This window comes from Stenotrophomonas sp. 14P6.2.3 (genome assembly GCF_057799055.1).
Genome location: NZ_JBYOLA010000035.1, coordinates 1 through 26,120, shown reverse-complemented (window position 1 = coordinate 26,120; position 26,120 = coordinate 1). Strand labels below are relative to the sequence as shown.

Genomic DNA, 26,120 nt, shown 5'->3' with positions numbered 1-26,120 from the left:
CGCTGTCGGCGGCCTGCGCGGCATCCTGCTTGGCCTGTTCGGCTTCCGGGCCCTTGCAGGCAGCCAGTGCAAGCAGCAGGGAGGCGGCCAGCAGGGTGGTGGTCAGCGGGCGAATCTTCATGGCGGTCTCCAGTACTGCAATGGATGGGGACGCCAGCCTATTCATACCGTTGTGAAGACGTGGTGGTGACCTGCACACGGAACTGCGCGCAAAGAAAAAGCCGCTGGCGAACCAGCGGCTTCTTCAGAACAGCTTGAAGAAAGAAGTTATTACTTCTTGGCTTCTTCAGCAGCGTCCTTGGCCTTCTCGGCGGTGCCTTCAGCAGCCTTGGCAGCGTCGGCAGCAGCGCCGGCAGCAGCGTCGGTGGCAGCGCCAGCAGCCTGGGCAGCGGCGTCAACCGAAGCGTCAGCAGCGGTGGCGGCGGTGTCAGCGGCCTGCTGGGCAGCGTCGGCGGTCTGGGCGCCAGCAGCGGCGGCCTGGTCGGCAGCAGCCTGGGCTTCGGTGGCGGCCTGGTTGGCCGAAGCAGCGGCGTCCTGGGCAGCTTCCTGCTTCGAGCAGGCGGCCAGGGCCAGAGCCAGGGACATCGCGACCAGCAGCTTGTTGATGCTCATTGTGTAAATCCTCGTCGTTAGAATTAGGCAACGCGCATGCTGCGCGCCGACAACATGATGACAAGCCAAGATTGGGTGTCAAGCGATCCCGCATTCATTTTTGCGAAATAGACGTTAAACCCTTTCAGATCAACTCGATGGCGATAGCCGTCGCTTCGCCGCCGCCGATGCACAGGGTGGCAATGCCGCGCTTGCCGCCGCGCGTGCGCAATGCGTTGACCAGGGTGACCACCAGGCGTGCGCCGGAGGCACCGATGGGATGGCCCAGCGCGCAGGCACCGCCATTCACGTTGAGCTTGTCGTGCGGGATGCCCAGTTCGCGCATCGGTGCCATCGCCACCACGGCAAAGGCCTCGTTGATTTCGAACAGATCGATCTGGTCCAGCGACCAGCCGGTCTTCTCCAGCAGGGTGTGGATGGCGCCGATCGGGGCGGTGGTGAACCACTCCGGTTCCTGCGAATGGGTGGCATGGCCGACGATGCGCGCCAGCGGCTGCAGGCCGCGTGCGGCAGCATCTTCTTCGGTCAGCAGGACCACGGCGGCGGCGCCATCGGAAATGCTGGAGGAACTGGCGGCGGTCACGCTGCCGTCCTTCTTGAAGGCCGGGCGCAGGGTCGGGATCTTGGCGATGTCCGAACGGCCGGGCTGTTCGTCGCTGGCGACCTCGACTTCACCCTTGCGGGTGGCGACCTTCACCGCAACGATTTCGTCGGCGAACGCGCCGTTGGCCTGGGCTGCCTGTGCGCGCTTGACCGATTCGATGGAGTAAGCGTCCTGCTCTTCGCGGGTGAACTGGTACTTGTCCACGGCGCATTCGGCGAACTCGCCCATGGCCTTGCCGTCATAGGCGTTGACCAGGCCGTCGTGGGCCATGTGGTCCACGGCCTGGAAGTTGCCGAAACGGTTGCCGGTGCGCGAATTGGGCAGCAGGTGCGGGGCGTTGGACATCGATTCCATGCCGCCGGCGACCACGACCTTGGCCGAACCGGCCTTGATCAGGTCATGGCCGAGCATGATGGCCTTCATGCCCGAACCACAGACCTTGTTGAGGGTGGTCGCGCCGACCGACAGCGGGATGCCGGCGGCGATCGCTGCCTGGCGGGCAGGGGCCTGGCCGAGATTGGCCGGCAGCACGCAGCCCATCAGGACTTCGGAGACGTCGCTGGCAGGAACGCCCGACTGTTCCAGCGCGGCGGCGATGGCGGCCGCGCCGAGGGTCGGGGTCGGAACGCCGTTGAACTGGCCGAGGAAGGAGCCGATGGCGGTGCGCTTGGCGGCGGCGATGACGATGTTGGACATGGCAATCTCGTTGATGCGTGAGCAATGTTCGGAAAGGAGACGACGGGCGTTGGAAGCGGCGCCGTTTCCCGGCAGACTGCGTGGGGGTCGGCTCAGTATAGAGGGTCGGCGAAGACTGCCGCTGGGCAGTCCTGGATGCCTGCCCGGATGGCGGCAGGCCAACGTTCATGGGAAGGAAACGATGGAACGTAAGACGATGGGAAGGTCGGTCCTGGCATCGGCGCTGGCGGTGGCGCTGTCGGCGTGTGGCGGTGGAGGGGGCGGCAGCAACGTGCGCATCGACCCGCCACCGGTTACGCCACCGGTAACGCCCCCGGTCACCCCGCCTCCCGCGTCCAAGCCGCTGGAGCCGGCGGTGGATGCGCATCTGGCACAGACCAACGCGCGTGCCGCACAGGCCACTGGCGTGACCGGCCGCGGCGTGCGCATCGGCATTGTCGATTCGGGCGTGCTGCGCAACGCCGAGGCACTGAACGGACGGGTAGTGGCCAACCTCAACTACATCGACCCGAGCCGCAACAATCTCAACGTCGATGACGTGCTTGGCCATGGCACGGCCGTCGCCAGCCTGGCTGCCGGTGCATCGGTGGGTGTCTGGCCCGGAGGCATCGCACCGGGTGCGGAGATCGTCTCGGCGCGCATCATTTCCGACACCACGCCCCAGGATGACGGCAGCGGCAAGGGCAACTCCTTCAGCGGCACGCTGGGCGTGGCCGGGGTCCACCAGGATCTGATCGGCTACGGCGTGAAGGTGATGAACAATTCCTGGGGCGGCCTGTACTGGACCGACCTCGGCACCACCGCGCAGGTCGCGGCCGAATACCGCCCCTTCATCATCAACCACGGTGGCCTGGTGGTGTTCGCCGCAGGCAACGAGGGGCGCGACCAGCCCAGCAGCGTGGCCGCGCTGCCCAGCCAGCGTGGCGTCGGCGGATCGCTGCCGGCAGCCGATCTTGAAAAAGGCTGGCTGGTGGCCACCGCGATCGATCCGAACAAGCCGGGTGAGCGTGCCCCCTGGGCCAATGCCTGTGGCGACGCCGCGCGCTACTGCCTGACCGCTCCCGGCAGCGCGGTGTTCCCCGAGCCGGGTACCGGCAAGTATCTGTGGAACTACGGCACGTCCTTCGCCGCGCCGCTGATCTCCGGCGCTGCGGCGCTGGTCTGGCAGCGCTACCCGTACTTCGACAACGACCTGGTGCGGCAGACCCTGCTCGGCACGGCCACCGACATCGGTGCGCCGGGCGTCGATCCGATCTACGGCTACGGCCTGCTCAACGTCGGCAAGGCGGTGAACGGTCCCGGCCGCTTCGACTGGGGCGATGTCACGGTCAATGTCGACGCGCCATCCTCGGGCTCGATCTGGAGCAACGACATCGCAGGCGCTGGCGGCCTGGTCAAGCGCGGCGATGGCCGGCTGGAGCTGAGCGGCAACAACAGCTACAGCGGCGATACCCGCATCGAGCGCGGCAGCCTGGCCCTGCGGGGCGGGGCAGTGATCCGTTCCAACGTCAGCATCTCTGGTGCCGGCGGTGTCTCAATGGCTGGCCTGCAGTTCATGCCGGGCACGCCGCGGGTGATCGGCAACGTCGACAACGGCGCCAGCGTGGTGCTGATCAACGCCAACACCACCGCGACCATCGAAGGTAATTACAGCCAGCGTCCGGATGCGCGGCTGATCGTCGCGCTGGGCGTGAACGCGCTGCAGGTGACCGGCACCGCACGGCTGGCCGGCGGCGTGGTGGTCGATGGCATCGTTTCCGGTTACGTGCCGCAGGTCGGCAGCCGCCAAGGGCTGATCCACGCCAACGGCGGTATCAACGGTACGTTCACCACACCGGTGTCCAACACCGCCGCCAACGGCCTGACCCTGCTGCAGGCACAGTACGGCTATGGCAGCAACGACGCGTGGATGGACCTGACCCAGGTCAATGTTTCCGCCGCTGCGTCCGGCCTGGGCGCCAATGCACAGGCATCGGCACTGCGGGTGGAGTCGGCATTCACCGCGCTGGACCGCAACGCGAATCTGCAGGGTTCGGCGTTCGGTACGGCCGCCGGCGCGCTGCAGCGTACGGCGGGCGGGACCGAGGGCTTGTCGGCGAGCCTGGAAAGCCTGTCCGGACAGGCGCATGCGCGCGCTGAAGCGTCGACCTTCGACAGTGTGGACATGTCGCGCCGTGCGGTTGCCGAGCGCTTCGACCGCGTGCAGGCAGCGCCGAAGCTGCGTGGTGCCTGGCAGAGCGCGCTGGGCGAAGCCGGGCAGGGCAGCTTTGCCGGCAACGCCGCCGACAGCCAGGGCTGGATGGCAGGCCAGGACGTGGCATTGGGCAGCAATGGTCTGCTGGGCATGGCCTTCGGCGAAACCCGCAGCAACGGCGGCAGCAACTTCAGTGGTGATCGTGGCCGCGACCGCCAGACGCAGGCGCAGTTGTATGCCGGCTGGAACCTGGGGCGTGGCTATGCGCTGGCCCAGTTCGGCACTGGTCAGTTCACCCGTGAGCTGGACCGCCAGTTGCTGCTGGGTGCCGGTGCCTACGGTGTGTCCGCGCGCTACGGCGGGCGTTTCAGCAGTGCCAGCGTCGAAGGCGGCTATCGTTTCGGGCGCATCGGTGCGTCGTTGACCCCGTACCTGGGGGCCAGCAGCACGCGCCTGGATACCGATGGCTTCAGCGAGCAGGGTGGCTTCGGCTTCGGCCTGCGCGGGGAGGCGTCACGTGCACAGCGCAGCCAGATGCTGGCGGGCCTGCGCGGCGAGCGGCAGTGGGGTCGTTGGACCCTGCGCGGCCATGCCGAGTGGCAGCAACGGCTGGATGGCAGTGAGCAGGCCTGGCAGGCAAGCTTCGTCGGTGTTGATGCCTGGGCGCCGTTGGCCGGTGTCGACGCACCGCGGGGCAGTGCCTTGTTCGGCCTGGCGCTGGAATCATGGTGGGGCCGCAATGGCCGCCTGAGCCTGGGTATCGACCAGCGCGTGGGTGGCAACGATGCACGTCAGGCGGCGCTGCGCTACAGCGCTGGCTTCTGATCGTAGCGCCGGGCCTGCCGCCCGGCGCGTTCATCCGGCGCTGCCGACCATGGGTCGGCACGCGCACGGTTCGCGAGGCGGCGATCAGCCGCCGCGCAGATTGCCCAGGCGCGGCGTGCTGCGGCCCAGCGGCATCTTCAGCTTGCCGATCGACAGGATGCGCGCTTCGGCGATCCGGTCGGCGGCACGCTGCGGGGCGATGTTCTCGCGCTGCGACAGTTCGAAGATGCGCGTCAGGTTGTGGTAGATGCTGCGGATCAGCCGCATCGCGCGCTCGCGGTTGTAACCGTCGATTTCCAGCGACACGTTCATCACGCCACCGGCGTTGACCGCGTAGTCAGGCGCATACAGGATGCCGCGCGCATGCAGTTCGTCGCCGATCTCCAGGCTGGACAGCTGGTTGTTGGCGGTGCCACAGATGATCTTCGCCTTGATCCGCGGCAGGGTGTCGGCGTTGATCGCGCCTTCCAGCGCGCACGGCGCGAACACATCGGCGTTCACTTCGTGGATCTCGTCCGGCTTGACGGCCTCGGCGCCGAAATCGTTGACCGCACGATCCACCAGCGCGCTGTCCAGATCGGTGACATACAGCTTGGCGCCACGGTCGCGCAGCAGCTTCACCAGTTCCATGCCGATATGGCCCAGGCCCTGCACCGCAATGCTGGTCTTGCCCACCTCCTCATGGCCGAACTTGAAGCGCATCGAGGCCATCAGCGCCTGCAGCGCGCCATAGGCGGTGAACGGGGCCGGATCTCCCGAGCCGCCATGGACCTGGTGCACGCCGGTGACGAACTGGCTCTCCAGGTAGATGTTCTCCATGTCGTTGACGTCGGTACCGACATCCTCGGCGGTGATGTAGCGACCGCCCAGCGAATCGACATAGCGGCCGAAGGCGCGGAACAGCACTTCGGTCTTGTCGACCTTGGGGTCGCCGATGATCACCGCCTTGCCGCCACCGACATTGAGACCGGCCAGCGCATTCTTGTAGGTCATCGTGCGGCTCAGCCGCAGCACATCGGCCAGCGCATCGTCGGTGCTGGCGTAAGGGCGCATGCGCACCCCGCCCAGGGCGGGGCCCAGGGTGGTGTTGTGGATGGCGATGATCGCCCGCAGGCCGGCATCCTGGTTGTGGCAGAACACCACCTGTTCGTGGCCGGTGGTTGCGAGGGTTTCGAATAGCATGGGGTCTCCGATGGCGCGATCTGCGGTGAACTGCGGCGAACTGCCAATGAACGGTAGGGTCCGAAAACAAAAAAAGCGACGTCGTCGGTACAGGGGGACGGGTCGCGCGGCGCCATTCTAGTCCATTCGCCCGGGATATGCCGTCGACGCAGGAAGCGCCCGGGTTAAAGAAGATGAAAGTGCGGCCGATGCTGCGACGACGGCAGGTGGCCGGATGTGATGAAGGCGCAGGGGCAGGCAGTGGCAGCAGCAGGAAAACGACAGGATGGGCGGCGATGACCGCAGCGTGGTGGCGATCTGTGCTGCGTTGGCTGTCGCAGCTGACCGGGCAGGCCCCGGCACGTCTGGCCGCAGCCCCCCGCCAGGCCGTGGCCGCGGCGGCGGCCAGCCTGCAGGGTGACGCCTTGCCGGCGGCCGAGGTCGCCGCTCACCTGCAGCGCGGGCTGCATGCGCTGGCCCTGTATCCGCGTTTGGCCGGCGAACCGACCGCGGTCAGCGCGTCGGGTCTGGCCGAGGCGGTGGACCGCGCGCTGCAGGACCGTGACTGGGCTACCCGGCAGCTGCCGCGGCGTCCGCAACTGCTGCCGCAGCTGATCCAGACGGTCAATGACGACGTTGCATCGGCGCGGGTGATGGCCGCGATCATCGGCCAGGATCCGGTGCTGACCGGCAACCTGCTGCGGATCGCCAACAGCCCGGCCTACAAGGTGCACGAGCGGCCCGTGGAAAGCCTGCAGCGGGCGGTGACCCTGGTCGGCACCGAAGGCGTGCGGCAGATCATCAGTGCAGTGCTGGTGCAGCCGGTGATGCAGGTGCAGTGCGAGGTGTTCCCGCAGTTCAGTTCGATCATATGGGAGCACGCGCTGCTGGCGTCGCGCGCGGCCGCCGACCACGCGCGCACGGTCACCTTCGGCGATGCCTTCGCTGCGCAATGGCTGGGCCTGGTGCAGGGCCTGGGCGCAGCGCTGGTCATGCGGCAACTGCTGCAGGAAGCGCAGGCACGCGGCGAAGAGGTGGAGCCGGCGCTGGCCCTGCAGTTGCTGCAGCAGTGGTCACTACCGCTGGCACAGCGGGTGGCTGCCGCCTGGGAACTGCCCGAGCCGGTGCATCAGGCCCTGGCGCCTGACGCTGACGGTCCGCTGGCCGACAGCCTGCGACTGGCCAGCGCCGCTGCGGCGGCCAGCCTGCTGTGCCGGCACGGGCATGCCAGCCAGGGCCGCATGCTGGCTTTGCTGGAACAGCTGCCGGCAGCGCCGCCGCACGCGCTGCGCTGGATCTGGCGGCGCCTGCACGGGCGCAATGTGGAAACCCTGGACGAGAGCCTGCACGGCGATGGCGAAGGGCTCGCCCGCTGATCGTTACAGCTGCGATTCCAGCGGTAACCAGCTGATCACCCGCGCCGTCCAACGCTTGCCGAGGCTGCTGCCGGGCTCGGCTTCGACCCAATGCGGTGGCGGCTCGCGCTGCAGCCAGCGCAGTTCATCATCAGCGCCCAGTGCCAGCCACCAGCTGTGTTCCGGGCTGGCCAGGCGCAGGTATTCCGCGCGCAGCTGCGCGCCCAGCACCGGGTCGTCGAACAGCACGCCCATCTCGGTGTTGAGATAGGCCGAGCGCGGATCGAGGTTGAACGATCCGACGAACCCGCGCTGGTCGTCGACCAGCAATGCCTTGGTGTGCAGGCTGGCGCCACTGCTGCCGAACAGGCTGCTGTCACCGGTCTGCCCGCTCGCCTTCAGTTCGTACAGTTGCACGCCGGCCTTCAGCAGCGGCACCCGGTAGCCCATGTAACCACCGTGCACGGCAGCCACATCGTTGGCCGCCAGTGAGTTGGTCACCACGCCGACCTGGGCGCCACGCCCGGCCATCGCCGAAAGGCCGTCCAGCCCTTCGCTGCCGGGCACGAAGTACGGCGAGATCAACAGTGCCTTGTAGCGCGTCGACTGCAGCTGCCGGACCAGCGCGGTGACCAGCCAGTCGTCATGCGCATCGCCGTGATGCTTCATCGGTGGATCGGACAGGATCCGTACCTGCGTGCTCCAGTGCAGCGGCTCGGGGCTGGCGCGCTGGCGCTGGCGCGACTCTGCCACGCGCTGCAGGTACGGTTGCGCCTGCGCATGCAGCGCGTCCAGATCGGACTGGCGTACCAGCTGGCGCAGCTGCGCATCGGTGTAGGTCGCCAGCGCCGAGATCGGAATCGCCGCGTCGCTGTTCCAGTAGTCGTCGAAGATCTGGTTGGCCTGCTGCACGGCCGGGCCGGCCACCACCAGGTCCAGGTCCTGGAAGTTCACATCGCTGCGCGCGCTGAAATACTCCTCACCGATGTTGCGGCCACCGACGATGGCGATGCGCCCATCGGCGATCCAGCTCTTGTTGTGCATGCGGTGGTTCACGCTGAAGGCGCGTTGCACCAGCTCCAGCGTGCGGGCGATGCCGCTGCGGTTGCGGAACGGGTTGTACAGGCGAAGCTCGATGTTGGGATGCGCATCGAGCGCCATCATCAGCGCATCCTTGTCCTTGGCGTTCATGTCATCGAGCAGGATGCGCACGCGCACGCCACGTTCGGCAGCGTCGTACAGCGCCTTGGCCATCAGGTGGCCGATCAGGTCGTCGTGCCAGATGTAGTACTGCAGGTCCAGGCTGCGGCCGGCATGTTCGGTGATCATCGCGCGGGCGGCGAACGCATCCATGCCATCGCTGAGGAAGGCCACGCCAGACTGCCCAGGATGGGCAGCCTGCAGGGGCATGATCTGTCGATCGATGGGCGTCTGCGCAGGCTGCAGTGGCAGCACCTGCGACGCTTCACCGCGCGCCTGCGGGGCCAGGTGGTCGGCCAGCAGCAGGCCGGACAGGACCAGCAGAAGCAGGGCGGCGATGATGATCGCGGCGACGCGTAGCAGGCGCCGCCATAGGGGTTTGCGCAGACTCATGACGCCGATGGTAGTTCCACACCGCGCGTAGATCCACGCCACGCCTGGAGGTAGATCCACGCCATGCGTGGATGAGTCGCCATCAGTAGATCCACGCCATGCGTGGATGAATCGCCATCAGTAGATCCACGCCATGCGTGGATGAGTCGCCATCAGTAGATCCACGCCATGCGTGGATGGAGCGCCGTGACTCAGAACCGCTCGTCGCTGCCCAGATAGCGCCACTGGCCCACGGCCAGCGGGCCCAGCGCCACCCGGCCGATGCGCAGGCGGCGTACGGCCACAACCTGCAGGCCGGCGGCCGTCACCGCAGTCCTCAGTCCCCTCGCGGTCAGCCCCTTGCCTGCAAAGCGCAGGCGCTGCTCGCTCTGCCAGCTGACCTTGGGGCCGCCTGCTTCATGCTGCAGCCGGGCCATCAGCCACGGGCCACGTTCCGGGCCGCCTTCGGCCACTTCGACCAGGTACTCCTGTTCGGTGCGGCCCAGGTTCCGCTGCAGGTGCGCCAGCACCGCCGGATCCTGGCTGACCACCACCAGCCCGTTGTCGTCGGCCGGCAGCGAGGATGCCAGCTGCAGGCCGTGGAAGTGCCGCTGCAGCGGACGGATGTCACTGGCATCCAGTTCGCTGCGGGTCTCGGTGCGGATCAGCGCGCACAGGGCATCGGCCGGCACGCCTGCCGGCTTGTGCAGCAGCATGCTGGCGCGCTCGGCCTTGCTGTCGCTGGCCTGCTCGGCCACCACGATGCTGGCGCTCTCGTCCACCGGGCGCTGCGGCTGTTCCACCACCTCGCCATCGACGCTGACCCAGCCGCCCTCGATATAGCGCCGCGCTTCACCACGCGGGATGCCGAGCAGGGCGGACAGGCGTTTGTCGAGTCGGGTCGGTTCCATGGCGAAAGGTCGGGCAGGGGGCGCGCAGTGTAGCCGCTACGCCGTTTCAGCGCTGGCCACGGTTGGCCAGCTCGGTCAGGTACAGCCGGGTATCGAACTCCAGCTGCAGGTAATCGGGCTCCATGTGCTGGCACAGCTGGTAGAAGGCCTTGTTGTGGTCGGCCTCCTTCAGATGCGCCAGTTCGTGCACCACGATCATGCGCAGGAAGGCGGCTGGCGCCTGCCGGAACACGGTGGCGATGCGGATCTCGCGGCTGGCCTTGAGCCGGCCCCCGTGCACGCGGGAAATGGCGGTGTGGGTGCCCAGGGCATGCTTGATGACTTCCAGCGTGTTGTCGTAGCAGACCTTGTTGAGCGGCACCGACTTGCGCAGATAACGGTCCTTCATGTCCTGGGTGTAGTCGTACAGCTGGCGGTCGCTGCGCACCTCATGCGGGTCCGGATAGCGCTGCTGCAGCCAAGGGCCGAGCTTGCCCTGGGCCAGCAGGTCGCTGACCTGGGCGACCAGGGGTTCGGGGTAGCCGGTGAGGTACTTCAGGACAGCCATGCAGGGGCGTCGGCGCGTCGGTAGAATGGGGCATCCAGATTACACGCGGTACGTATCGACCATGGCAAAGCCCAACGCGCTGCAGGAACAATTGCTCAAGGCCGGCCTGGCCAAGAAGTCGCAGGCCAGCGCCGCCGCGCGTGAACAGGCCAAGGCCCGCCAGGGCAAGGCCGAGTCGACCTCGGCCGAGGTCCAGCGTGAAGCTGAACGCGTCCGGGCCGAGAAGATCGAGCGTGACCGTGCGCTGGCTGCCGAGCGCAACGCGCAGGCCAAGCAGGCGGAGCGCAAGGCGCAGGCCAAGCAGATCATCAGCGCCCACGCCGTGCCTCACAAAGGCGAGGACGAGTACCGCTTCAGCGATGGCGCGGTGATCCGCACCCTGTTGATCGATACCAAGCTGCGCAAGGCGTTGTCGGTGGGCGTGCTGGTCATCGTGGCCCATGGCGACAGCTACGCGGTGCTGCCACGCGCGGCGGCTGAAAAAGTACGTGAACGCGCCCCGGAAGCCATCATCGTCGACCATGGCACGCCCGGCTCCAGCGCCGAGATTTCCACCGGCAACGCCGAGGATGACGCCTACTACGCGCAGTTCCAGGTTCCCGACGATCTGGTCTGGTAAGGCGGCGCTGAACCGGCCGCAGCGTCCGCCGGGCATGGCCCGGCGCTACCGATTGCGGCGGGGGGTATCGTCCCCATATCAGGCGACACCCCTGCGGAGGATGGCCATGGCTACCGGTTGGGCCGGAGATGGCGCGGTCCAGGACCAGATCGACGCCACCGTCGACGATGCGATTGCCCGCGCGCGGCGCCAGCTGCGCCAGGGCCCGGGCCTGGAACACTGTGAGGAATGCGACGCGCCGATTCCGTTGGCGCGGCGTCAGGCGGTGCCTGGGGTTCGGCTGTGCGTGAACTGCCAGCAGGCGCACGACGAAGAGGAACAGGCGCAGAGTGGCTACAACCGGCGCGGTAGCAAGGACAGCCAGTTGAGGTGAAGGGGGGGGCGGCAGGGCTGCGCCCTGCACCTGCAGAGGCCTTCAAACCAAGGCAAAGGCAACAGCAAAAGCTGGCATTCCGTGGGGTGGTGGGGCGGTGTCGGATTGCGGGGACGCCGCAAGTACGTCCTTGTAGGCTTGGCAGCCGCATCCATGCGGCTGACACCCCGCAATCCGACACCGCCCCACCTCTGACAGTTTTCCGGTGCCTGGTAGATCCACGCCATGCGTGGATGAATTCCGATGGAAATCGAATATTTCGATATTGGAATTTGATGAAAGAGCATCCACGCATGGCGTGGATTACAGATCGCGGAGATCTGTCGAAGGCGGGGTGGGGCCGGTGGCAGGGGCGTGAGCCGCATGGATGCGGCGACCGAGCTTACATGGACGTACTTGCAGCGGCCCCTGCCACCGGCCCCACCCCGCCAACCCACAGGAACCCAGCTTTTGCTGTTGAGGTTGTCGGCCAGCGGCCGGCACTACCGCCTCTGCGGGTGCAGGGCGCAGCCCTGCCGACCAACCCGACCTCAGCCGTCGCCCTGGATGCCGCCGGGTGCCTGCGTCGGGTCGCGCCAGCGCCGCACCGTGCGCTGGAAGAACAGGTTGTTCGGCAGCTGCAGCACCGTGCCCTCGTGGCCGTCACCGGTTTCCTGCAACGTGGTGTAGATCAGGTTGACGTCGATCACCCGGCCCTTCAGTCCGGGCTTTTCGCCGTTCTCCAGCACTTCGATGTAGTCATGCAGGCGGAACGGCCGCGTGGTGAAGATCAGCAGCGTGCAGAAGATATTGGACAGCACGCTCCAGGCCGCGAAGAACGCCACCGCGCCCACCGCAGCGAAACCGGTGAAGGCCGTCCACAACACCGAGGGCGAGGCGCCGAGCAGGCTGAGGATGTACAGCACCGCGCTGAAATAGACCACGAAACTGGTGATCCGGCGCGCACCCATCACCATTTCCGGTGGCAGCGTGTAGTGATCGGCGAAGCGGCGGATCAGGCGCCGGGCCAGCACCCGCAGCAGCCAGGCGGCAAGCAGGGTGATCAGGATCTGCAGGGCGATCCCGATGTCATGCAGCCAGGGGTGGGTCCAGGCGGGCAGGTGGTCCTTCAGCGACAACATCATGGGGCGACAACATGCGACGGAAACGGGTCTTGATGTTACCCGGCGCGTGTCGACGTTTCGACCGCCTGTGCCCAGGCAAGGCAGACAAGATCCTGTTTGTGCTGCTGCAGGCAGGCGCGGCCGCTCTCGGCACGCCAGTGCAGGGATAGGCCGAACGCCTGCAGCAGCATGCAGGCCACGATCGCCAGCAGGGCGGCGCAGGAAGGACTGGACATGGGAGGCTCCTGGCCGGGAAGGCCTGCGGGGGACCTGTGATGGATGCAGCCAGCCGCGAAAAGGTTGCAAGCAGAAAGCGCGTCGGCAGATCTAAACCTTTTTCCGGCTGGCCGCATCCAACGGATATGCTCGACACGACCATGCCCGCGCCGCCTGCCGCCACCGACGCCGTCGACGAAGCCGCTTTGGTGCGTGCGGCGGCGGCTGGCGATACCGGTGCCTACGAACTGCTGTATCGGCGCCACTCGCCGCGGGTGTTTGCCTCGTTGTGGCGCCTGTGTGGCGGCCAGCAGGCACGTGCCGAGGATGCACTGCAGGAGGCGTTCCTGCAGGCATGGAAGGCACTGCCCGGCTTCCGTTTCGAGAGCAGCCTGTCCACCTGGCTGCATCGGTTGGGGGTCAACGCCGCGTTGATGGAGCTGCGCGGGCGTGCCGCCGGGCATGACCACGACAGCCTGGACGACGTTGACGGTGGGATACCAGAGATGGCGGTGCATGATGGCTGCGCCGGCACCGAACGCGATCTGGAACGTGCGTTGGCGACCCTGCCGCCGCGCGCACGTGCGGTACTGGTGCTGCACGATATCGAAGGCTGGAAACACCATGAAATCGCCGGCCAGCTGCAGATGGCGGTCGGTAGTTCCAAAGCACAGCTGCATCGCGCGCGTGGCCTGCTGCGCGCGCGCCTGGGAGACATGACATGAGTACGCACGACCCCGATCACGACCTGCTGGCGCGCCTGCGCGCCCTTCCCACTGAACGCAGCACACCGGCGGATGGCTGGGAACGCCTGTCGGCGCGGTTGCCACCCCGCGAACCGGTTGCCGCACAGGTGCCGAAGGACAACGTGGTGGCGTTGCCACTGCGCAGCCGTCGACGCTGGTGGTTGCCGGTTGGCGCGGCGTTGGCGGCCAGCCTCGCGCTCTACGCGGTGGCACCGTGGCGGCATGCACCCGAGGCGCTGCCTGCACCCAGTGGCCTGCAGCTGCAGGCCGATGCGATGACCGAACAGTACCGGCAGGCAGTGGCATCGCTGCCTGATGGCACCGCGCCGGAGTGGCAGCCCGCGCTGCATGAACTGGATCGCAGCGCGGAACAGATCCGCGCCGCGATGGCGCAGGACCCGCGTGCGCCGCACCTGCTTGGACAGCTCAAGCGCACTTACGCGCTGCGGCTGGAACTGACCCGGCAGGCGGCCTATGCCGCCGAATCCGGCTTGACGACCTGAGGAGACCCCCGATGACCCGAACCCTGATGTCCTGCTGTGTCGCGCTGCTGCTGGTGCCGGCCATGGCACTGGCCGACACCCGCATCGATGAACGCCACACGCTGGCTGCGGGCGGTCGTATCGAATTGAGCAATGTGGCCGGCAAGGTGAGCGTGCGTGGGTGGGACCGCAACGACGTGCAGCTTACCGGCACGCTCAGCGATGGCCTGCAGCTGCGCCAGGAAAAGAGTGCCAACCGGGTGCGCTGGGAGATCGAGTATCCCCGCCGCAGCAACAACGGCGGTGCCACGCTGGTGTTGAACGTGCCGCGCTCGGTGGAGCTGCTGCTGAGCACGGTCAGTGCCGACCAGGACATCAGCGGCATTGACGTGCGCCGCCTGCAGGCCGATACGGTCAGCGGCAGCCTGAGCGCGTCCGGTCGCAGTGGCGACAGCAAACTCAACACGGTCAGTGGCAGTGTCAATGCGCGACTGCAGACGCCGAAGCTGGACGTGAACACGGTCAGTGGCCGCATCGAAGCCGGCGGCGGCGTGTCGGGCGATATCGGTGCGCAGACGGTGTCCGGCCGGGTCGAGGTCGACGCCGGTCGCGTGCAGCGGCTTGCGGTGGAAACCGTGTCGGGCAGCATCGACCTGTCGGCGACGGCGCTGGCGCCGGGCGGACGCATCAACGTGGAGTCGGTCAGTGCATCGGTCAGCCTGCGCCTGCCGCGCACGGTGTCGGCGCAGCTGTCGGTGAACAGCTTCAGCGGGTCGATCAACAGTGACGCCGGCAAGGTCGAGCGGCCGCGCTATGGGCCGGGCAGCAGCCTGGATGCCCGCCTGGGCAGCGGCGACGGCGATATCCGCGTGCAGTCGCACTCGGGCAGTGTGCAGGTACGCCTGGACCGCTGAGCGCGGTCCGGCAGGCCGCGGCGGCAGCGCCGCCGCGGTCGGGGGTGGGTCAGCTGGCTTTCTTCAGCGCCCAGGTGGTACCGAGAACTTCAATCTTGCCACCGCTCTTGCGGAACGCGGCCAGGTCGGAGGCGATCGAGTCGCTGTTGACCACGGTGCTGGCGGATGCGCCCTTGCGTTCGCTGCGGATGCTGTTGCTGGCCTTCGCGGGGGTCTTTGCCTTGCGGGGCATGGTTGCTCCTGTCAGGTGGAAGGGGAGGAAAGCGCGCAGGACTCAGCCTGGCGCAGGTAGTCCTGCCGCTCGCGGCGGCAGTCGTCGCCGCCCATCGAGAACTGGCGGCAGATCGCCGGGCGCTGCGAATAGATCGTGCAGCGCAGGTGATACGGATCGATCGCCGCGCACCAGCCTTCCTCGTTGCGCGCCATCACGGCACGGCCGTGGGCGTCGCGCGACAGGAACTGGCCGGGCACGTGGTCGCCGGGCTGCAGCAGGACCGGCAACCGGCAACAGACCGCGTCACAACGGCGGCAGTCGATGGGTGCTGGTTCAGCGTCAGGTTGTACGGCCACAGGGGCCTGGCGGGTGCCCAAAGCGGGTCTCGATGGCGGCTCGGGTAGTACGCGGACCATGATCGAGCCAGAGGGCATGGTCGCCAGACCCGCTGGGCGGGTCAGGCTGCACCATGGGTACACACACCGGCGAGGCCAGCGGAAGGTGCAGGGGTTTTCTAGCCGGCCAAGGGTAGCTCAGACCGCGTAACGTTTTGTTAATCCCGGCTGGCTGCCGCCAGCGCAAGGCCCTGGACGACTCCCAGCGAGGGCTCGCCGTGGACCATCCGGGCGCCCGGGAACGCCTCGGCAGCGGCCTGACGCAGGTAGCCGGCGCGGGACATGCCGCCGGTCAGGAACACCGCGTCCGGGTCGCCGCCGATGTCATTGCGGACCTGGGCGAGCAGCTCGCGGATCTGGGTCAGGTAGCCATGGGCGGCAGCGGCCAGACCGTCGGCGCTGTTGTCCACGTGCAGGTCGCGCGCGATGTAGTCCAGCGTGCTGCGGTGTTCGCTGGTGCCGCTGAGGGCGATCTTGGCGCGCTCGACATCGCGGTACAGGCGGGCGGTGTTGCCGGTGTCCTGCAGTGCCTGCAGGCGCGCGCCCCAGGGAGCGTCGACGTTGTCGTAGCTGTGCTGGCGGAACTCGCGCTGGCGGGTCATGTCCTGCACGGTGGCCGCTTCCACGTAGTGGTGGGTGGGCACGCGGGTGATGCCACGGCCGAACAGCGGCATGTAACCGGACAGGCTCAGGGCCAGGTCGATATCGGTACCGCCACGGGCGATACCCCAGGCGCGGTGGATGCGTGGCGCTTCGCTGCCGCCGACTTCGGCGTGCGCGATATCGGTGGTGCCGCCGCCGATATCGACGATCACCGCCTGGTGCCGATCGCTGCTTTCAGCGTGGTAATGCATGGCTGCGGCGGCGGGCTCTTCAAGGAAGTCGATCTGGTCGAAGCCGGCCTGGCTGGCCGCTTCGCGCAGGATGTCCAGGGCCTGGTCGTTGCCGGCCTCACCGATCGAACTGCGGAACTGCACCGGGCGGCCGAGCAGGGCGCTGCGCAGCGGCTGGCCGAGCTGGGCGCTGGCGGTCAAGCGGATGTGTTCGAGGATGTGCGCGGCGATGCCGGTGATGGTCTGCCGCGCGCGCGGATGCAGGTTGTAGCCGAGCATGGACTTCGGGCTCTGCACGAGGTTGCCTTCGTGCTCCTCGAAGTACGCTTCCAGCGCATCGTCGCCATAGACCGCGTTCTGCAGCAGGTCGCTGGCGCTGCGTTCCTTTCCAGCGCGAGCCTCCATCCACTCCCGGCGCAGGGCGCGCAATGCCTCGCGGCGCAGGGCCTGTGGCGTGCGTTCCTGGCCAGCGGCGCGCGCTGCACGGGCGGCGCTGTCGATCAGCTGCTGCAGTTCGTGTTCCTGCCCGGCGTCGAGCTGGAAATCGTCCGGGTCGGGTACCACGCCGGGGAAGTACACGCTGGTACGGAACTGTTCGGCCTCGCCGAAGCGGATCGGCAGCAGCTTCCCATCACGCACGATGGCGGCGGCGGAGTTGCTGGTACCGAAGTCGATGCCGAGGCGCATGGGGGAGGTCCGGGGACGATCAGGGGCCGCGCACTCTGCTGGAGTTTGCCGCGCGCTGCAAGTTCCGGTGCCTCCCTTGTGCGGGGCGGGCGAGCCCCCCACCCGGGCCGCCGTCGGAAAATGAACGAAAAGGCCGGGCGGTTACAATGGCGGCTGTTGATTCATTTTGAGGTACTTGCGATGTCTTCTGTTCCCGCCTGCCCGCAGTGCACCCTGGAAAACACCTATGCCGATGGCGCGCTGTGGATCTGCGCCGACTGCGGCTTCGAGTGGACGGCCGAAGAAGGTGCTGGCTCGACCCTGGTCGTGCGTGACAGCAACGGCAATACCCTGCAGACCGGCGACACCGTCACCGTGATCAAGGACCTGAAGGTCAAGGGCTCTTCGATCCCGCTCAAGCAGGGCACCGTGATCCGCAACATCCGCCTGGTCGAAGACGATGCCGAACACATCGAAGGCAACTCGGACAAGATCAAGGGGCTGGTGCTGAAGACCTGCTTCCTCAAGAAGGCCTGATCGCGCCTCAGCGCTTGGCCTGCTGCGCCCGCCAGCGGGCCAGGCTGTCCAGCTTGGCCTGGTAGCGGGCCTGCTGGGTTGAACCGCCCAGTTCCTGCGCCCGCAGCAGTTCGCGGTCTGCACGCTGCAGCCGGCCGGTCAGGAAATACACCCGCGCCAGGCCGAAGTGGAACTGGTGCGCGGTGTCGTACAGACTCACCGCCCGCCGGTAGTACGTGATCGCCTTGTCCAGGTCGCCAGCGCGTTCGGCCTGGGCGCCCTGCATGTACTGCGCGAACGGATCCTCGCGCTGCACCGACTGCAGTTTCTTCTGCATCGACTGCGCCTGCGCGGTCATGCCGAGCTTGCGATAGAGCGCACTGGCGTTGTTCAGTGCCGCGCTCTGGCGGCCGTCCAGGCGCAGGGCGGTATCCAGCGCGATGCGAGCTCCCTGGTCGTCACCCAGGCGGTTGTCGAGCACGCCGATGTTGTTCCATGTCGAGGCGAAGCTTGGGTCCTGCGCCAGCGCGGCATCGAAGAAGGCACGCGCGCCGCTCAGGTCGCCGTCGGCCAGATGCTCCGCGCCGCGGTTGTTGTAGTAGTGCGCCAGCGCCCGCTCACGGCCGATGGGTTGCGGCCCATGGCGGTCGTACAGCACGTTGCGGTCCAGGTCGACGGTGCCGTAGCGGCCACCGACATCCACGCCGGCGTTGACGTGCCCGACGTTGTAGACCACGCCCTGGTCCTGGTCCTGGTACCACGACACTACCTGGCCGACTTCCTGCACCCGCGCCTGGATGCCGGCCTCACGGGCGAGAGTGACGAACAGCAGGGTGAAGGCCAGGCAGTTGGCGCGCTGGTGCTGCCAGATCTCGCTGACGGTGTAGGTCGCATCGGCGTCGTACTGCAGGTCCAGGCCGTGCTGGCTGAAGATCATTTCCACCAGCGCCTGCAGGCGCTGATCGCGCGAGTAACTGCGGTTGATCACCTGCTTCTGCAGCATCTCGCGCATCGCCGGCGGGATCGCGAACACCTGTTCGGGCGTCGGCACGCTGGCGGCGGTGACCTTTACGGTGGAGATGGTCGGGATGGCGGGCGCAGGAGCCGGCGCATCCTGCGCGGACAGGGCTGGCGCGCCGAGCGCGGCCAGTGACAGGAGAAAGCATCGAGCGGCAAGACGGCGCATGACGGTTTCCGGCAGCGGCGGGCGCTCCCGCCTGCAGCCAGTGTAGACCTGCATGTGGCGGTCCGCATCCACTGGCGATCAGCGCGTCGATCATCCACAGCCGGTGTGGACCAGCGCGCGACAAACCTGTGGACAACTGCTGCCGGGCCTTGCCTGGCGCGGCGCGTGAAATGATGGTGAAAAAACAGCCAGCTTGCCCGGCGTTGCCAAGGGCGGGATCATCCACGCATGGACTTCGCCCCGCTGACCCTCGCTCCCGCGCACTGGCAGGCACTGCAGGATGCCTATGCGACGCCGCCGCGCGGCTACCACCACTTCGGCCACGTGCGCGCGGTCCTGCAGCATTGCCAGGTGGTGGCCGAGGGGCCGGGCTGGCAGCAGCCGGCCGAGGTCTACCTGGCGGCGCTGTACCACGATGCGGTCTACCAGGCCGGGCGCAAGGACAACGAGGCAAAGTCGGCAGCGCTGGCCCTGCAGGCCATCGCGGACTCACCTGAGCTGGCATCGGTGGACGCCGGCCGGGTCGAGCAGTTGATCCTGCTTACCGCCCGCCATGGCGCGCTGGGCCCGGCCGATGTCGATGCCGAAGCCGCGTTGTTCCTGGATTGCGACATGGCGATCCTGGCGGCGCCGGAAGCGGTGTTCTCCGCCTACGACCGTGGCGTGGCCGAAGAGTACAAGGGCGTGGTGCCGGGCTTCCTGTACCGCGCCGGGCGCCGCCGCTTCCTGCAGGGGCTGCTGCGTGCGCCGCGGATCTTCCTCAGCGACTTTTTCGACCAGCGGCTTGATGCTGCCGCGCGGGCCAACCTGCGCCGTCAACTGGGCGCTTGAGCGCGCCGCTACACTATCCACCTGCAACCGCGTGGTGCTGTTTCCAGCCGTGACCGTCTCCGATACCCCTGCCGATCCCCGCCCGCTGCCGCCGGAAGAACCCGGCCCCAACGAATGCTGCGGCAGTGGCTGCCCGCTGTGCGTGCTCGACCTGTACACCGAGGAGCTGCAGCGTTACCGCAAGGTGCTGGCTGAGTGGAAGGCACGGCATCCGGACGCCGACCCATGAGTCGTGCCCGTCCAGCCGCGATGCTGGCGCTGGTGGCACTGCTGTTGTTCGTGGCGACCGCGTTGTGGACGCAGTTCGCGCGTGCGGATCTGGATTGGGTGAAGGCTACCCTGAGCCTGTACCTGCATGGGCCGTGGGGCCTGGCGCTGCGCACGGCCTACTGCCTGCTGGCAATGGCCATCGCCGTGCTCGGCATCGCGTTGTACCGGTACAGCGTGGGGCCACGGCGCAGCGCAGCGGCACCGTTGCTGTTCTGCGTGGCTGCCGGCGGCCTCGCCACCGTTGCCATCGGTGACAGCTGGCTGCCCGAGGCAACACCGTTGCTGGCACCGCTGGTCCACGGGCTGGCCGCCAATACCGCCTTCCTGTGCGCCAGCGTGGGCATGCTGCTGCAGGCCTGGTACCTGCGCCGTGAGCCGGGCTGGCGAGGCAATGCGGCGCTGCTGTGGGGCTGGGCATGGTTGGCCTTCGTGCTGCTGTGGATGCACGTGCTCTGGCGTGGTGGCCCACCGCGCGGGCTGGGGCAGAAACTGGTGATCGCGGTGATCGTCGGCTGGTTGATCTGGCTGGCGCTGGCGCTGTATCGCCGCGGGCGTGCCGCCGGCACCCGCTGAATCGACCACCCGCTGTGTTGCGGGACGCCTGTGCCGGTACGTGCCGTGCACGCAGCGGCGGCGTATCGTGTGCGCATTCCAACGGGATGCGAAACGATGCGTGCAGGGCTGGGCAGGGCGATGGGACTGGTGTTGGCGCTGGCGGCGTTGCCAGCGGTGGCGGCAGTGCAGCAGGTCAGCCACGGACGCTTCGATCAGGTACCGGTGCATGTGCCGGCCGGGGCACCACAACGGGTGGTGATCTGGTTCCATGACGGCGCTGATGCCGGCCGCAGCCCGATCGAAGCGCTGCGTGCCGATGGTGCGCTGGTCGCATCGGTGGATGTGGCCCACCTGCGCGGCGTGCTCAAGCGCGAAGGCAACAGCAGTTGCGCGTTCGGGGCGGGCGATGTCGAGAATTTCTCGCGTTGGGTGCAGGCATTCCTGCATCTGCCGGGGTATCACCTGCCGTTGGTTGGCGGCAGCGGCGAAGGCGCCGAGCTGGCCTATGCGCTGGCAGCACAGGCCGACACCCAGGTCTTTGCCGGCCTGTTGACCTCGGGTTTCTGCCCGGCCCACATGCACGAGCGCATGGTCTGCGGCGATGGCGTGAAGCACGACCGCCTGCAGCCCAGTGAACTGAATTTCCCGTGGTTGAACGCGGCCGGTGCGCCGGGGTGTTCAACCAACAGTGCAGGCCCGTTTGTGCAGCAGGTTGCGATGGCCCGTGAATTCAAGCGCACCGTCGCCGGCGATGCGACACCGGGGCTGGTGGCAGCGGCCCGGGTGATCGGCGCGCAGGCCGGGGTCGCGCTGGCACCGCCGCCGGATGCCCTGAAGGGTTTGCCGGTAGTGGAGGTGCCGGCGCAGGGCAGCGGTGACACGTTGGCGGTGTTCGTTTCCGGCGATGGTGGCTGGGCCGGCCTGGACAAGGATGTAGCGGGTGCCCTGGCCGAACATGGCGTGGCGGTGGTTGGCCTCGATTCGCTGCGTTACTTCTGGAGCGAACGCACGCCGCAGGGATTCGCTGTCGATCTGCAGAAGATCATCGGCCACTACCGCCAGCAATGGCAGCGCGACAAGGTGATGTTGATCGGCTTCTCGCAGGGTGCCGATGTGCTGCCGGCCACCATCAACCAGCTGGATGCAGGCACCCGCGCCAGCCTCGAGCGCATCGTGCTGCTGTCGGTGGGCAAGAACGCTGACTTTGAATTCCATGTCAGCAACTGGCTGGGCGGTGGCGGCGGTGGTCTGCCGATCGCGCCGGAAGTGGCCAAGCTGCCGGCGGACAGGACCCTGTGCGTATACGGCGACAAGGACGAGGACGCGCTATGCCCCGATCTGCCGGGCAACGATGGCGTGCACAAGGTCAAGCTGCCGGGCGACCATCACTTCGGCGGCGACTACGATCGCTTGGCCGAGGTGATCCTCAAGGGCGGCGCGTAGGCCCCTGGTAGACGCCGACCTTGGTCGGCGCTGCGGCTTGGACCATCACGGCAGGAAGTGTGTCGACCAAGGTCGACACCTACCGGGCGGCAGGTAGCGCCGGGCCATGCCCGGCGGATCGTGACCTCAATTCCGCCGCGGGTCCAGCGAGATCAGCCGCGTGGCATCCAGCAGCGCGGCCGGCAGGTGCATGCCGCCGGGCGCGGCCAGGTAGCGCGGTCGCCACTGCGGATCGAACTTCGACTTGAACCTGCGCAGGCCACTGAAGCCATAGAAGCGCTCGCCATGCCGCGCGAGCAGGCCGGCCAGGCGGTTCCAGCGACCGGCCAGGCGGTGCTGGGCCAGGCCGGACAGCGGCGCCATGCCCAGCGAGAATCGCGCATACCCCTGCGCGCGCCCCCACAGGAACAGCTCGATGAACAGGAAATCCATCGTGCCCTTCGGTGCGTCGCTGACGTGACGCATCAGATCCACTGATAGTTCAGCGCCGGCCGGTGCCTGCCACAGGTTGGCAAAGGCCACGATCCGGCCTTCGGCTTCGACCAGGGCGATCGGGAAACGCACGAGATAGTCCGGGTCGTAGCTGCCCAGCGAGAAGCCCTTCTCGTCGCCGGACTTGTCGTCCAGCCACGCGTTGGAAATGGCATGCAGGCGTGGCAGCAGGGCAGGGATCTCTTCCGCCGGTGCAACGCGGAAGGACAGCCCACCGCGCTTGCCGCGGTTCCAGGCTTGCCGCAGGTCGGCACGCTCGCGGCCTTCCAGACCGAAGTCGTGCAGCGGCACCATGGCCTCTTCACCCAGCTTGACCAGACCCAGGCCGAGATCGAGATAGGTCTGCCAATACGCTTCACCCACCTGGTAGAACACCGGGCGCAGGCCGAGCCGGTCGGCTTCCTCGCGGAAGCGCCAGATCAATGCACGCGCCACCTCGGGCGGCCCGACCGGATCGCCCATCGCGATCAGCGAGCCGCCGTAGCGCTGCATCATCACAAAGCCCTTGTGTTCCGCATCGCGCAGTACCGCCTTGTCGGCGGTCAGCACCAGGCAGGCCTGGGTATCGGTAGCACCTGCCAGCACCGGTGCCAGCGCCTGCAGGGTTGCGTCGTCGGCAGGCGGCAGCGGGCTGCGCGTGCTGTGCAGCAACCGCGCCAGCCCGAACATCACCAGTGCCATCGCCACCAGCAGCAGCGCACGCAGCGCGCGCGGCGCATTGCCGGACACCGCGAACTGCCACCACAGCTCGTTCTGGTATTCGACATGGCTGTAAGTGAAGAACAGAAGCCACGTCACCGCCACCAGCACCAGGCCGAGGTTGCGCAGCCATGGCCACGACCAGGCTTCGTCCAGCAGCGCGCCCTGGCGATAGAACTCGCGCCGCGCCGCCCACAGCGCCATCGCCACCAGCAACGCCGACAGGGCGATCAGCGGTTGGCCGCCGCGCAGCCAGATCGGCAGCGGCGCGATCACGCAGATCGCCATCGCCAGCATCCAGGCCGCGTGGCTGCGGCGGGCCAGGCCCTGGCCGATCAGCAGCAGGGCGACGCCGCCCAGGCTGCCGATCAGGTGCGAGGTTTCCAGGATAGGCAGCGAGGCATTGATCAGGTGCCGCCGTGGCGTGGGCAGGGTGCCGTCGATGACCAGCGCGGCGCCGACGCTGAAGGCGGCCAGCGCGATGATCTGCGGCAACCACGGACGCAGCGCGTACCAGCCGGCGCGGGTTGCCCCTGCGCTGGCCTGCAGCGGTTGCCGCAGCGCGGGTGCCAGTGCCAGCACGGTGGCCAGCAGCAGCGGCAGCACGTAGTAGCTGACGCGGTAGATCAACGCCGCCGCCAGCACCGCCGCGGGCGCCACCTGCGGCAGCAGCTTCAGCAGGCTCCACTCGAACACGCCCAGGCCGGCCGGCACTGTGGAGACCAGGCCGGCCAGCACGGCCACGAGATACAGGCCGACGAAACCAGGCAGGCCGGTCGGTGTGGAATCCGGCAACAGCACGTAGAACGCGGCACTGGCCAACACCAGTTCGACCACGCTGAGCACGGTGACACCCAGCATGGTGCGTCGGTCGGGCAGCCACAGGCCATGGCCGAAGATGCGGAACTGGCGACCGTCGCGGCCGACCAGGATGAAGGTGGCCGCAAAGGCGGTCAGCGCGACGATGCCGACCACGCGCACCGCCGCAGGGTCCAGCGGCAGCGCAAGCGCGGCAGCGGCCGGCTCCATGCACAGCGCCACACCGATCAGCAGCCACGCGCCGAAGATGAAGCCCAGCGTGCTCATCAGCACCACCTGGCCGATCTGCGCGAGGTCCAGGCCGGCACTGCGGTAGCCACGCAGGCGCACGGCACCACCGGTGAGTGCGGCAAAGCCCACGGTCTGGCCCAGGGTGTGGGCCAGGAACGCGGTGATGCCGATCCGTGCCGGGTGCACGCGGATGCCGCTGCGGCGCAGGCCGATTGCATCGAAGCCGATCAGGCACGCGTAGCTGGCCAGGCCGAGCAGCACGGTGAGCGCGATCTGGGCACCGCTGAGCTGGCGGAAGGCCTGGCGGATCGCGCGATAGCCGTGCTCATCGAATTCCCCGGCCAGCCCGTGCAGGGCCAGCGCCAGGATCAGCAATGGAACGACGATGGTGACGACCCGCTTCCAGGTCGGGGCAGCGGCGGCAGGGACGGAATCGGTAGGGGCGGTCATCGGCGCAAGGGTGCGTCAGTAAGGGCGAGGGCGGTGTCAACGCAGGGCGTCGCGCATCGTGCGCCTGCCAGCGCGGTTTGACCAGCGGTACGGCTGTGCCGCCGGTGGCGGTATTCAGTGGCCGCACCGGGCACACACTTCCCACGCCGGCTGGGTGAGAATGCAGTTCAGACCACCCGCAGGAGCCACGCCCATGATGGAGCGTTACGACGTCGGACCGCGCATGTCCGAGATGACCGTGTACAACAAGGTCGCCTACCTTTCCGGCCAGATTCCGGAAGACACCAGCCAGGACATCACCGGGCAGACCCGGCAGGTACTGGCCGAGATCGACAAGTTGCTGGCGCTGGTGGCCAGTGACCGCCAGCACGTGCTGCGTGCGGAGATCTTCCTGGCCGACATGGCTGACTTCGAGGGCATGAACAAGGCGTGGGACGAGTGGGTGGTGGAGGGCGCGACCCCGGCCCGCGCCACCGTCGAAGCCAAGCTCGCGCATGCCGAATGGAAGGTCGAGATCATCGTGACGGCGGCCGTGCCGTAATGACCGGACAGGGGTCAGATCCCTTTTCCTCCGGAAAAGGGCTCTGACCCCGTTTGCCGGGGGGCTGGCGCTGCAACATCCGTTACAGCGGCGGCTGCAGTCGTGAGCTTGCCTGCGCACACAAGGCCAGGCAGGCCAGCATCAACCCTTCCATGACCCGGTCGCCGACGTATTCCTCCGGCGCACCGTTCTGCCGGGCGCGTTCAGCGGCCAGCATGACCTCCTGCACCACCCGCAGCCCGGCCAGCGCGCAGTCGGCATCGGCCAGCGCCATGCACCGGCTGGGAAGTTGATGCCGCTCCGGCCACGCTTGGCCATCGGCCGCCGCGCCAGTACCGATACGCCGCAAGGTGGCAACCAGCGTGGTGGGATCAAGCGCTGGCGACGGTTCCGTGTCCTCGCCGGCGGCAGCCGGGTCGAGGCAAGCGTGCAGATGGGGGAAATCCGATGCGTTCATGGCAAGGCTCCGTGCAGGACAGACGGTAGCCGCCACTCAAAGGTGGCGGACGGAGACGTGGCTCGAAAACCGGTGTCGAACGCTCCGGCTGGCCCGAAGACCCCCACGCCCCGCCCGCCATAGCCGGCAGACGGATTGCCAGCCGGCGCCACGCAAGGTGACGCCGGCTGGCAAGCGTAAACAACGTTCGACAAAACGGGTTTTCGAAGCCCGGCCACCCTTTTTCGGTGGCTCACCATCTGTAAACCTGCTGCTGCGCAATGCCAATCAGACGCGTTGCATTGCTCGCACCATCAAGACGCTTTCAGCATTCTTGCATGCTGTTGAACAGCCTCAAGCGCAGGTGGCGCAAGGGTCGCGAATGATCGAGCAATCTGCGACATGCATCGTGATTCGATAGTTGCCAGTGCACACAGGGCAGGTCTTTTGCGACGAAGGTTCATGACGTCGGACAGATGGTGCGGACCAAGGTCCGCACCTACCAACATCCCAGCCATAGCATTGCAGTTGCTCGACCGTCCGCCACGGATATCTGTCGTGGGCTGGTGGGCGGGGGCAAGCGGGACCGTTGGCGCCATGGATGGCGCCATCG

General features: G+C 67.6%; 27 protein-coding genes. 13 read left to right on the top strand and 14 right to left on the bottom strand.

All coding sequences use genetic code 11. From position 1 onward, the window contains the following. Positions 1 to 270: 270 nt before the first annotated feature. Both AC27VL_RS18420 and AC27VL_RS18415 read right to left on the bottom strand, forming a co-directional pair. Positions 271 to 612, bottom strand: coding sequence for a hypothetical protein (locus tag AC27VL_RS18420; RefSeq protein WP_089236409.1), 342 nt, complete (start codon positions 610 to 612; stop codon positions 271 to 273). A gap of 124 nt (positions 613 to 736) precedes the next feature. Then, a complete protein-coding gene (locus tag AC27VL_RS18415) occupies positions 737 to 1,912 on the bottom strand; it encodes a thiolase family protein (protein WP_100553193.1) in 1,176 nt (391 codons plus the stop codon). 181 nt (positions 1,913 to 2,093) lie between these two features. Here AC27VL_RS18415 and AC27VL_RS18410 point away from each other — a divergent pair, with 181 nt between their 5' ends. Continuing rightward, positions 2,094 to 4,931: a S8 family serine peptidase gene (locus AC27VL_RS18410; RefSeq protein WP_488767772.1), complete on the top strand. Its 2,838-nt coding sequence runs from the start codon at positions 2,094 to 2,096 to the stop codon at positions 4,929 to 4,931. Positions 4,932 to 5,015: 84 nt separating this feature from the next. On the opposite strand, the gene AC27VL_RS18405 is transcribed toward AC27VL_RS18410, so the two are convergent. Further along, a complete protein-coding gene (locus AC27VL_RS18405) occupies positions 5,016 to 6,113 on the bottom strand; it encodes a Glu/Leu/Phe/Val dehydrogenase dimerization domain-containing protein (protein WP_100553191.1) in 1,098 nt (365 codons plus the stop codon). Positions 6,114 to 6,388: 275 nt separating this feature from the next. On the opposite strand from AC27VL_RS18405, the gene AC27VL_RS18400 reads away from it, so the two are divergent. After that, entirely contained in the window at positions 6,389 to 7,468 is a 1,080-nt protein-coding gene (locus AC27VL_RS18400) for an HDOD domain-containing protein (protein ID WP_100553190.1), read from the top strand. A 3-nt stretch (positions 7,469 to 7,471) separates the two neighbouring features. On the opposite strand, the gene AC27VL_RS18395 is transcribed toward AC27VL_RS18400, so the two are convergent. From AC27VL_RS18395 to AC27VL_RS18385, 3 genes are all read right to left on the bottom strand, one after another. Then, the gene (locus tag AC27VL_RS18395; protein ID WP_409349554.1) at positions 7,472 to 9,082 is read right to left on the bottom strand and encodes a phospholipase D family protein; all 1,611 of its coding nucleotides are present in this window, start codon (positions 9,080 to 9,082) and stop codon (positions 7,472 to 7,474) included. Positions 9,083 to 9,231: 149 nt separating this feature from the next. Then, positions 9,232 to 9,930: an RNA pseudouridine synthase gene (locus AC27VL_RS18390; RefSeq protein WP_100461343.1), complete on the bottom strand. Its 699-nt coding sequence runs from the start codon at positions 9,928 to 9,930 to the stop codon at positions 9,232 to 9,234. Positions 9,931 to 9,976: 46 nt separating this feature from the next. After that, positions 9,977 to 10,477: a M48 family metallopeptidase gene (locus AC27VL_RS18385; RefSeq protein WP_059064772.1), complete on the bottom strand. Its 501-nt coding sequence runs from the start codon at positions 10,475 to 10,477 to the stop codon at positions 9,977 to 9,979. A gap of 61 nt (positions 10,478 to 10,538) precedes the next feature. Between AC27VL_RS18385 and AC27VL_RS18380 the strand changes: the two genes are divergently transcribed. Together AC27VL_RS18380 and AC27VL_RS18375 are read left to right on the top strand one after the other, a co-directional pair. Next, positions 10,539 to 11,096 carry a DUF2058 domain-containing protein gene (locus AC27VL_RS18380; RefSeq protein WP_100554171.1) on the top strand — a complete coding sequence of 186 codons (558 nt, stop codon included), beginning with the start codon at positions 10,539 to 10,541 and terminating at the stop codon, positions 11,094 to 11,096. 106 nt (positions 11,097 to 11,202) lie between these two features. Then, positions 11,203 to 11,469 carry a DksA/TraR family C4-type zinc finger protein gene (locus tag AC27VL_RS18375; protein ID WP_025879161.1) on the top strand — a complete coding sequence of 89 codons (267 nt, stop codon included), beginning with the start codon at positions 11,203 to 11,205 and terminating at the stop codon, positions 11,467 to 11,469. Positions 11,470 to 11,999: 530 nt separating this feature from the next. Here the strand turns inward: AC27VL_RS18375 and AC27VL_RS18370 are convergent. Then, positions 12,000 to 12,593, bottom strand: coding sequence for a mechanosensitive ion channel family protein (locus tag AC27VL_RS18370; protein WP_080353823.1), 594 nt, complete (start codon positions 12,591 to 12,593; stop codon positions 12,000 to 12,002). A gap of 35 nt (positions 12,594 to 12,628) precedes the next feature. Further along, the gene (locus tag AC27VL_RS18365; RefSeq protein WP_100553187.1) at positions 12,629 to 12,808 is read right to left on the bottom strand and encodes a hypothetical protein; all 180 of its coding nucleotides are present in this window, start codon (positions 12,806 to 12,808) and stop codon (positions 12,629 to 12,631) included. Between the two features lie 126 nt (positions 12,809 to 12,934). Here AC27VL_RS18365 and AC27VL_RS18360 point away from each other — a divergent pair, with 126 nt between their 5' ends. From AC27VL_RS18360 to AC27VL_RS18350, 3 genes are read left to right on the top strand one after another with little or no spacing between them, the layout of a single operon-like run. Beyond that, positions 12,935 to 13,513, top strand: coding sequence for an RNA polymerase sigma factor (locus AC27VL_RS18360; protein ID WP_100553186.1), 579 nt, complete (start codon positions 12,935 to 12,937; stop codon positions 13,511 to 13,513). Beyond that, complete coding sequence (locus AC27VL_RS18355) at positions 13,510 to 14,037, top strand: hypothetical protein (protein ID WP_100553185.1); 528 nt, start codon at positions 13,510 to 13,512, stop codon at positions 14,035 to 14,037. Before AC27VL_RS18360 ends, AC27VL_RS18355 begins: the two co-directional genes overlap by 4 nt. 11 nt (positions 14,038 to 14,048) lie before the next feature. Beyond that, positions 14,049 to 14,930, top strand: coding sequence for a DUF4097 family beta strand repeat-containing protein (locus tag AC27VL_RS18350; protein WP_191078810.1), 882 nt, complete (start codon positions 14,049 to 14,051; stop codon positions 14,928 to 14,930). A gap of 49 nt (positions 14,931 to 14,979) precedes the next feature. Here the strand turns inward: AC27VL_RS18350 and AC27VL_RS18345 are convergent, their stop codons facing one another. From AC27VL_RS18345 to AC27VL_RS18335, 3 genes are all read right to left on the bottom strand, one after another. Then, complete coding sequence (locus tag AC27VL_RS18345) at positions 14,980 to 15,162, bottom strand: hypothetical protein (RefSeq protein ID WP_025879072.1); 183 nt, start codon at positions 15,160 to 15,162, stop codon at positions 14,980 to 14,982. A gap of 11 nt (positions 15,163 to 15,173) precedes the next feature. Continuing rightward, positions 15,174 to 15,467 (bottom strand): YkgJ family cysteine cluster protein, encoded by a 294-nt coding sequence (locus AC27VL_RS18340; protein WP_051501656.1) that lies wholly within the window; start codon positions 15,465 to 15,467, stop codon positions 15,174 to 15,176. Between the two features lie 230 nt (positions 15,468 to 15,697). After that, the gene (locus tag AC27VL_RS18335; protein WP_100461314.1) at positions 15,698 to 17,059 is read right to left on the bottom strand and encodes an Hsp70 family protein; all 1,362 of its coding nucleotides are present in this window, start codon (positions 17,057 to 17,059) and stop codon (positions 15,698 to 15,700) included. 180 nt (positions 17,060 to 17,239) lie between these two features. Between AC27VL_RS18335 and AC27VL_RS18330 the strand changes: the two genes are divergently transcribed. Beyond that, the gene (locus tag AC27VL_RS18330; protein WP_099818962.1) at positions 17,240 to 17,575 is read left to right on the top strand and encodes a zinc ribbon domain-containing protein YjdM; all 336 of its coding nucleotides are present in this window, start codon (positions 17,240 to 17,242) and stop codon (positions 17,573 to 17,575) included. Positions 17,576 to 17,582: 7 nt separating this feature from the next. Here AC27VL_RS18330 and AC27VL_RS18325 read toward each other — a convergent pair whose 3' ends face one another. Further along, a complete protein-coding gene (locus AC27VL_RS18325) occupies positions 17,583 to 18,740 on the bottom strand; it encodes a tetratricopeptide repeat protein (RefSeq protein WP_488767765.1) in 1,158 nt (385 codons plus the stop codon). Between the two features lie 228 nt (positions 18,741 to 18,968). Here AC27VL_RS18325 and AC27VL_RS18320 point away from each other — a divergent pair, with 228 nt between their 5' ends. From AC27VL_RS18320 to AC27VL_RS18305, 4 genes are all read left to right on the top strand, one after another. Then, the gene (locus tag AC27VL_RS18320) at positions 18,969 to 19,571 is read left to right on the top strand and encodes an HD domain-containing protein (RefSeq protein WP_100553183.1); all 603 of its coding nucleotides are present in this window, start codon (positions 18,969 to 18,971) and stop codon (positions 19,569 to 19,571) included. 49 nt (positions 19,572 to 19,620) lie between these two features. Next, on the top strand, positions 19,621 to 19,800 hold the full coding sequence (locus AC27VL_RS18315; RefSeq protein WP_244900708.1) for an oxidoreductase-like domain-containing protein: 180 nt from the start codon (positions 19,621 to 19,623) through the stop codon (positions 19,798 to 19,800). Continuing rightward, positions 19,797 to 20,414, top strand: coding sequence for a DUF998 domain-containing protein (locus AC27VL_RS18310; RefSeq protein ID WP_488767763.1), 618 nt, complete (start codon positions 19,797 to 19,799; stop codon positions 20,412 to 20,414). The genes AC27VL_RS18315 and AC27VL_RS18310 overlap by 4 nt, the downstream gene beginning before the upstream one ends. Before the next feature lie 96 nt (positions 20,415 to 20,510). Beyond that, positions 20,511 to 21,839, top strand: coding sequence for a virulence factor family protein (locus tag AC27VL_RS18305; RefSeq protein ID WP_279324081.1), 1,329 nt, complete (start codon positions 20,511 to 20,513; stop codon positions 21,837 to 21,839). A gap of 126 nt (positions 21,840 to 21,965) precedes the next feature. Here the strand turns inward: AC27VL_RS18305 and mprF are convergent, their stop codons facing one another. Next, positions 21,966 to 24,530, bottom strand: coding sequence for a bifunctional lysylphosphatidylglycerol flippase/synthetase MprF (mprF, locus tag AC27VL_RS18300; protein ID WP_100553179.1), 2,565 nt, complete (start codon positions 24,528 to 24,530; stop codon positions 21,966 to 21,968). Between the two features lie 193 nt (positions 24,531 to 24,723). Here mprF and AC27VL_RS18295 point away from each other — a divergent pair, with 193 nt between their 5' ends. Next, a complete protein-coding gene (locus AC27VL_RS18295) occupies positions 24,724 to 25,071 on the top strand; it encodes a RidA family protein (RefSeq protein WP_025879081.1) in 348 nt (115 codons plus the stop codon). An 82-nt stretch (positions 25,072 to 25,153) separates the two neighbouring features. Here AC27VL_RS18295 and AC27VL_RS18290 read toward each other — a convergent pair whose 3' ends face one another. Continuing rightward, positions 25,154 to 25,528, bottom strand: coding sequence for a hypothetical protein (locus AC27VL_RS18290; RefSeq protein WP_488767760.1), 375 nt, complete (start codon positions 25,526 to 25,528; stop codon positions 25,154 to 25,156). Between the last annotated feature and the right edge of the window lie 592 nt (positions 25,529 to 26,120).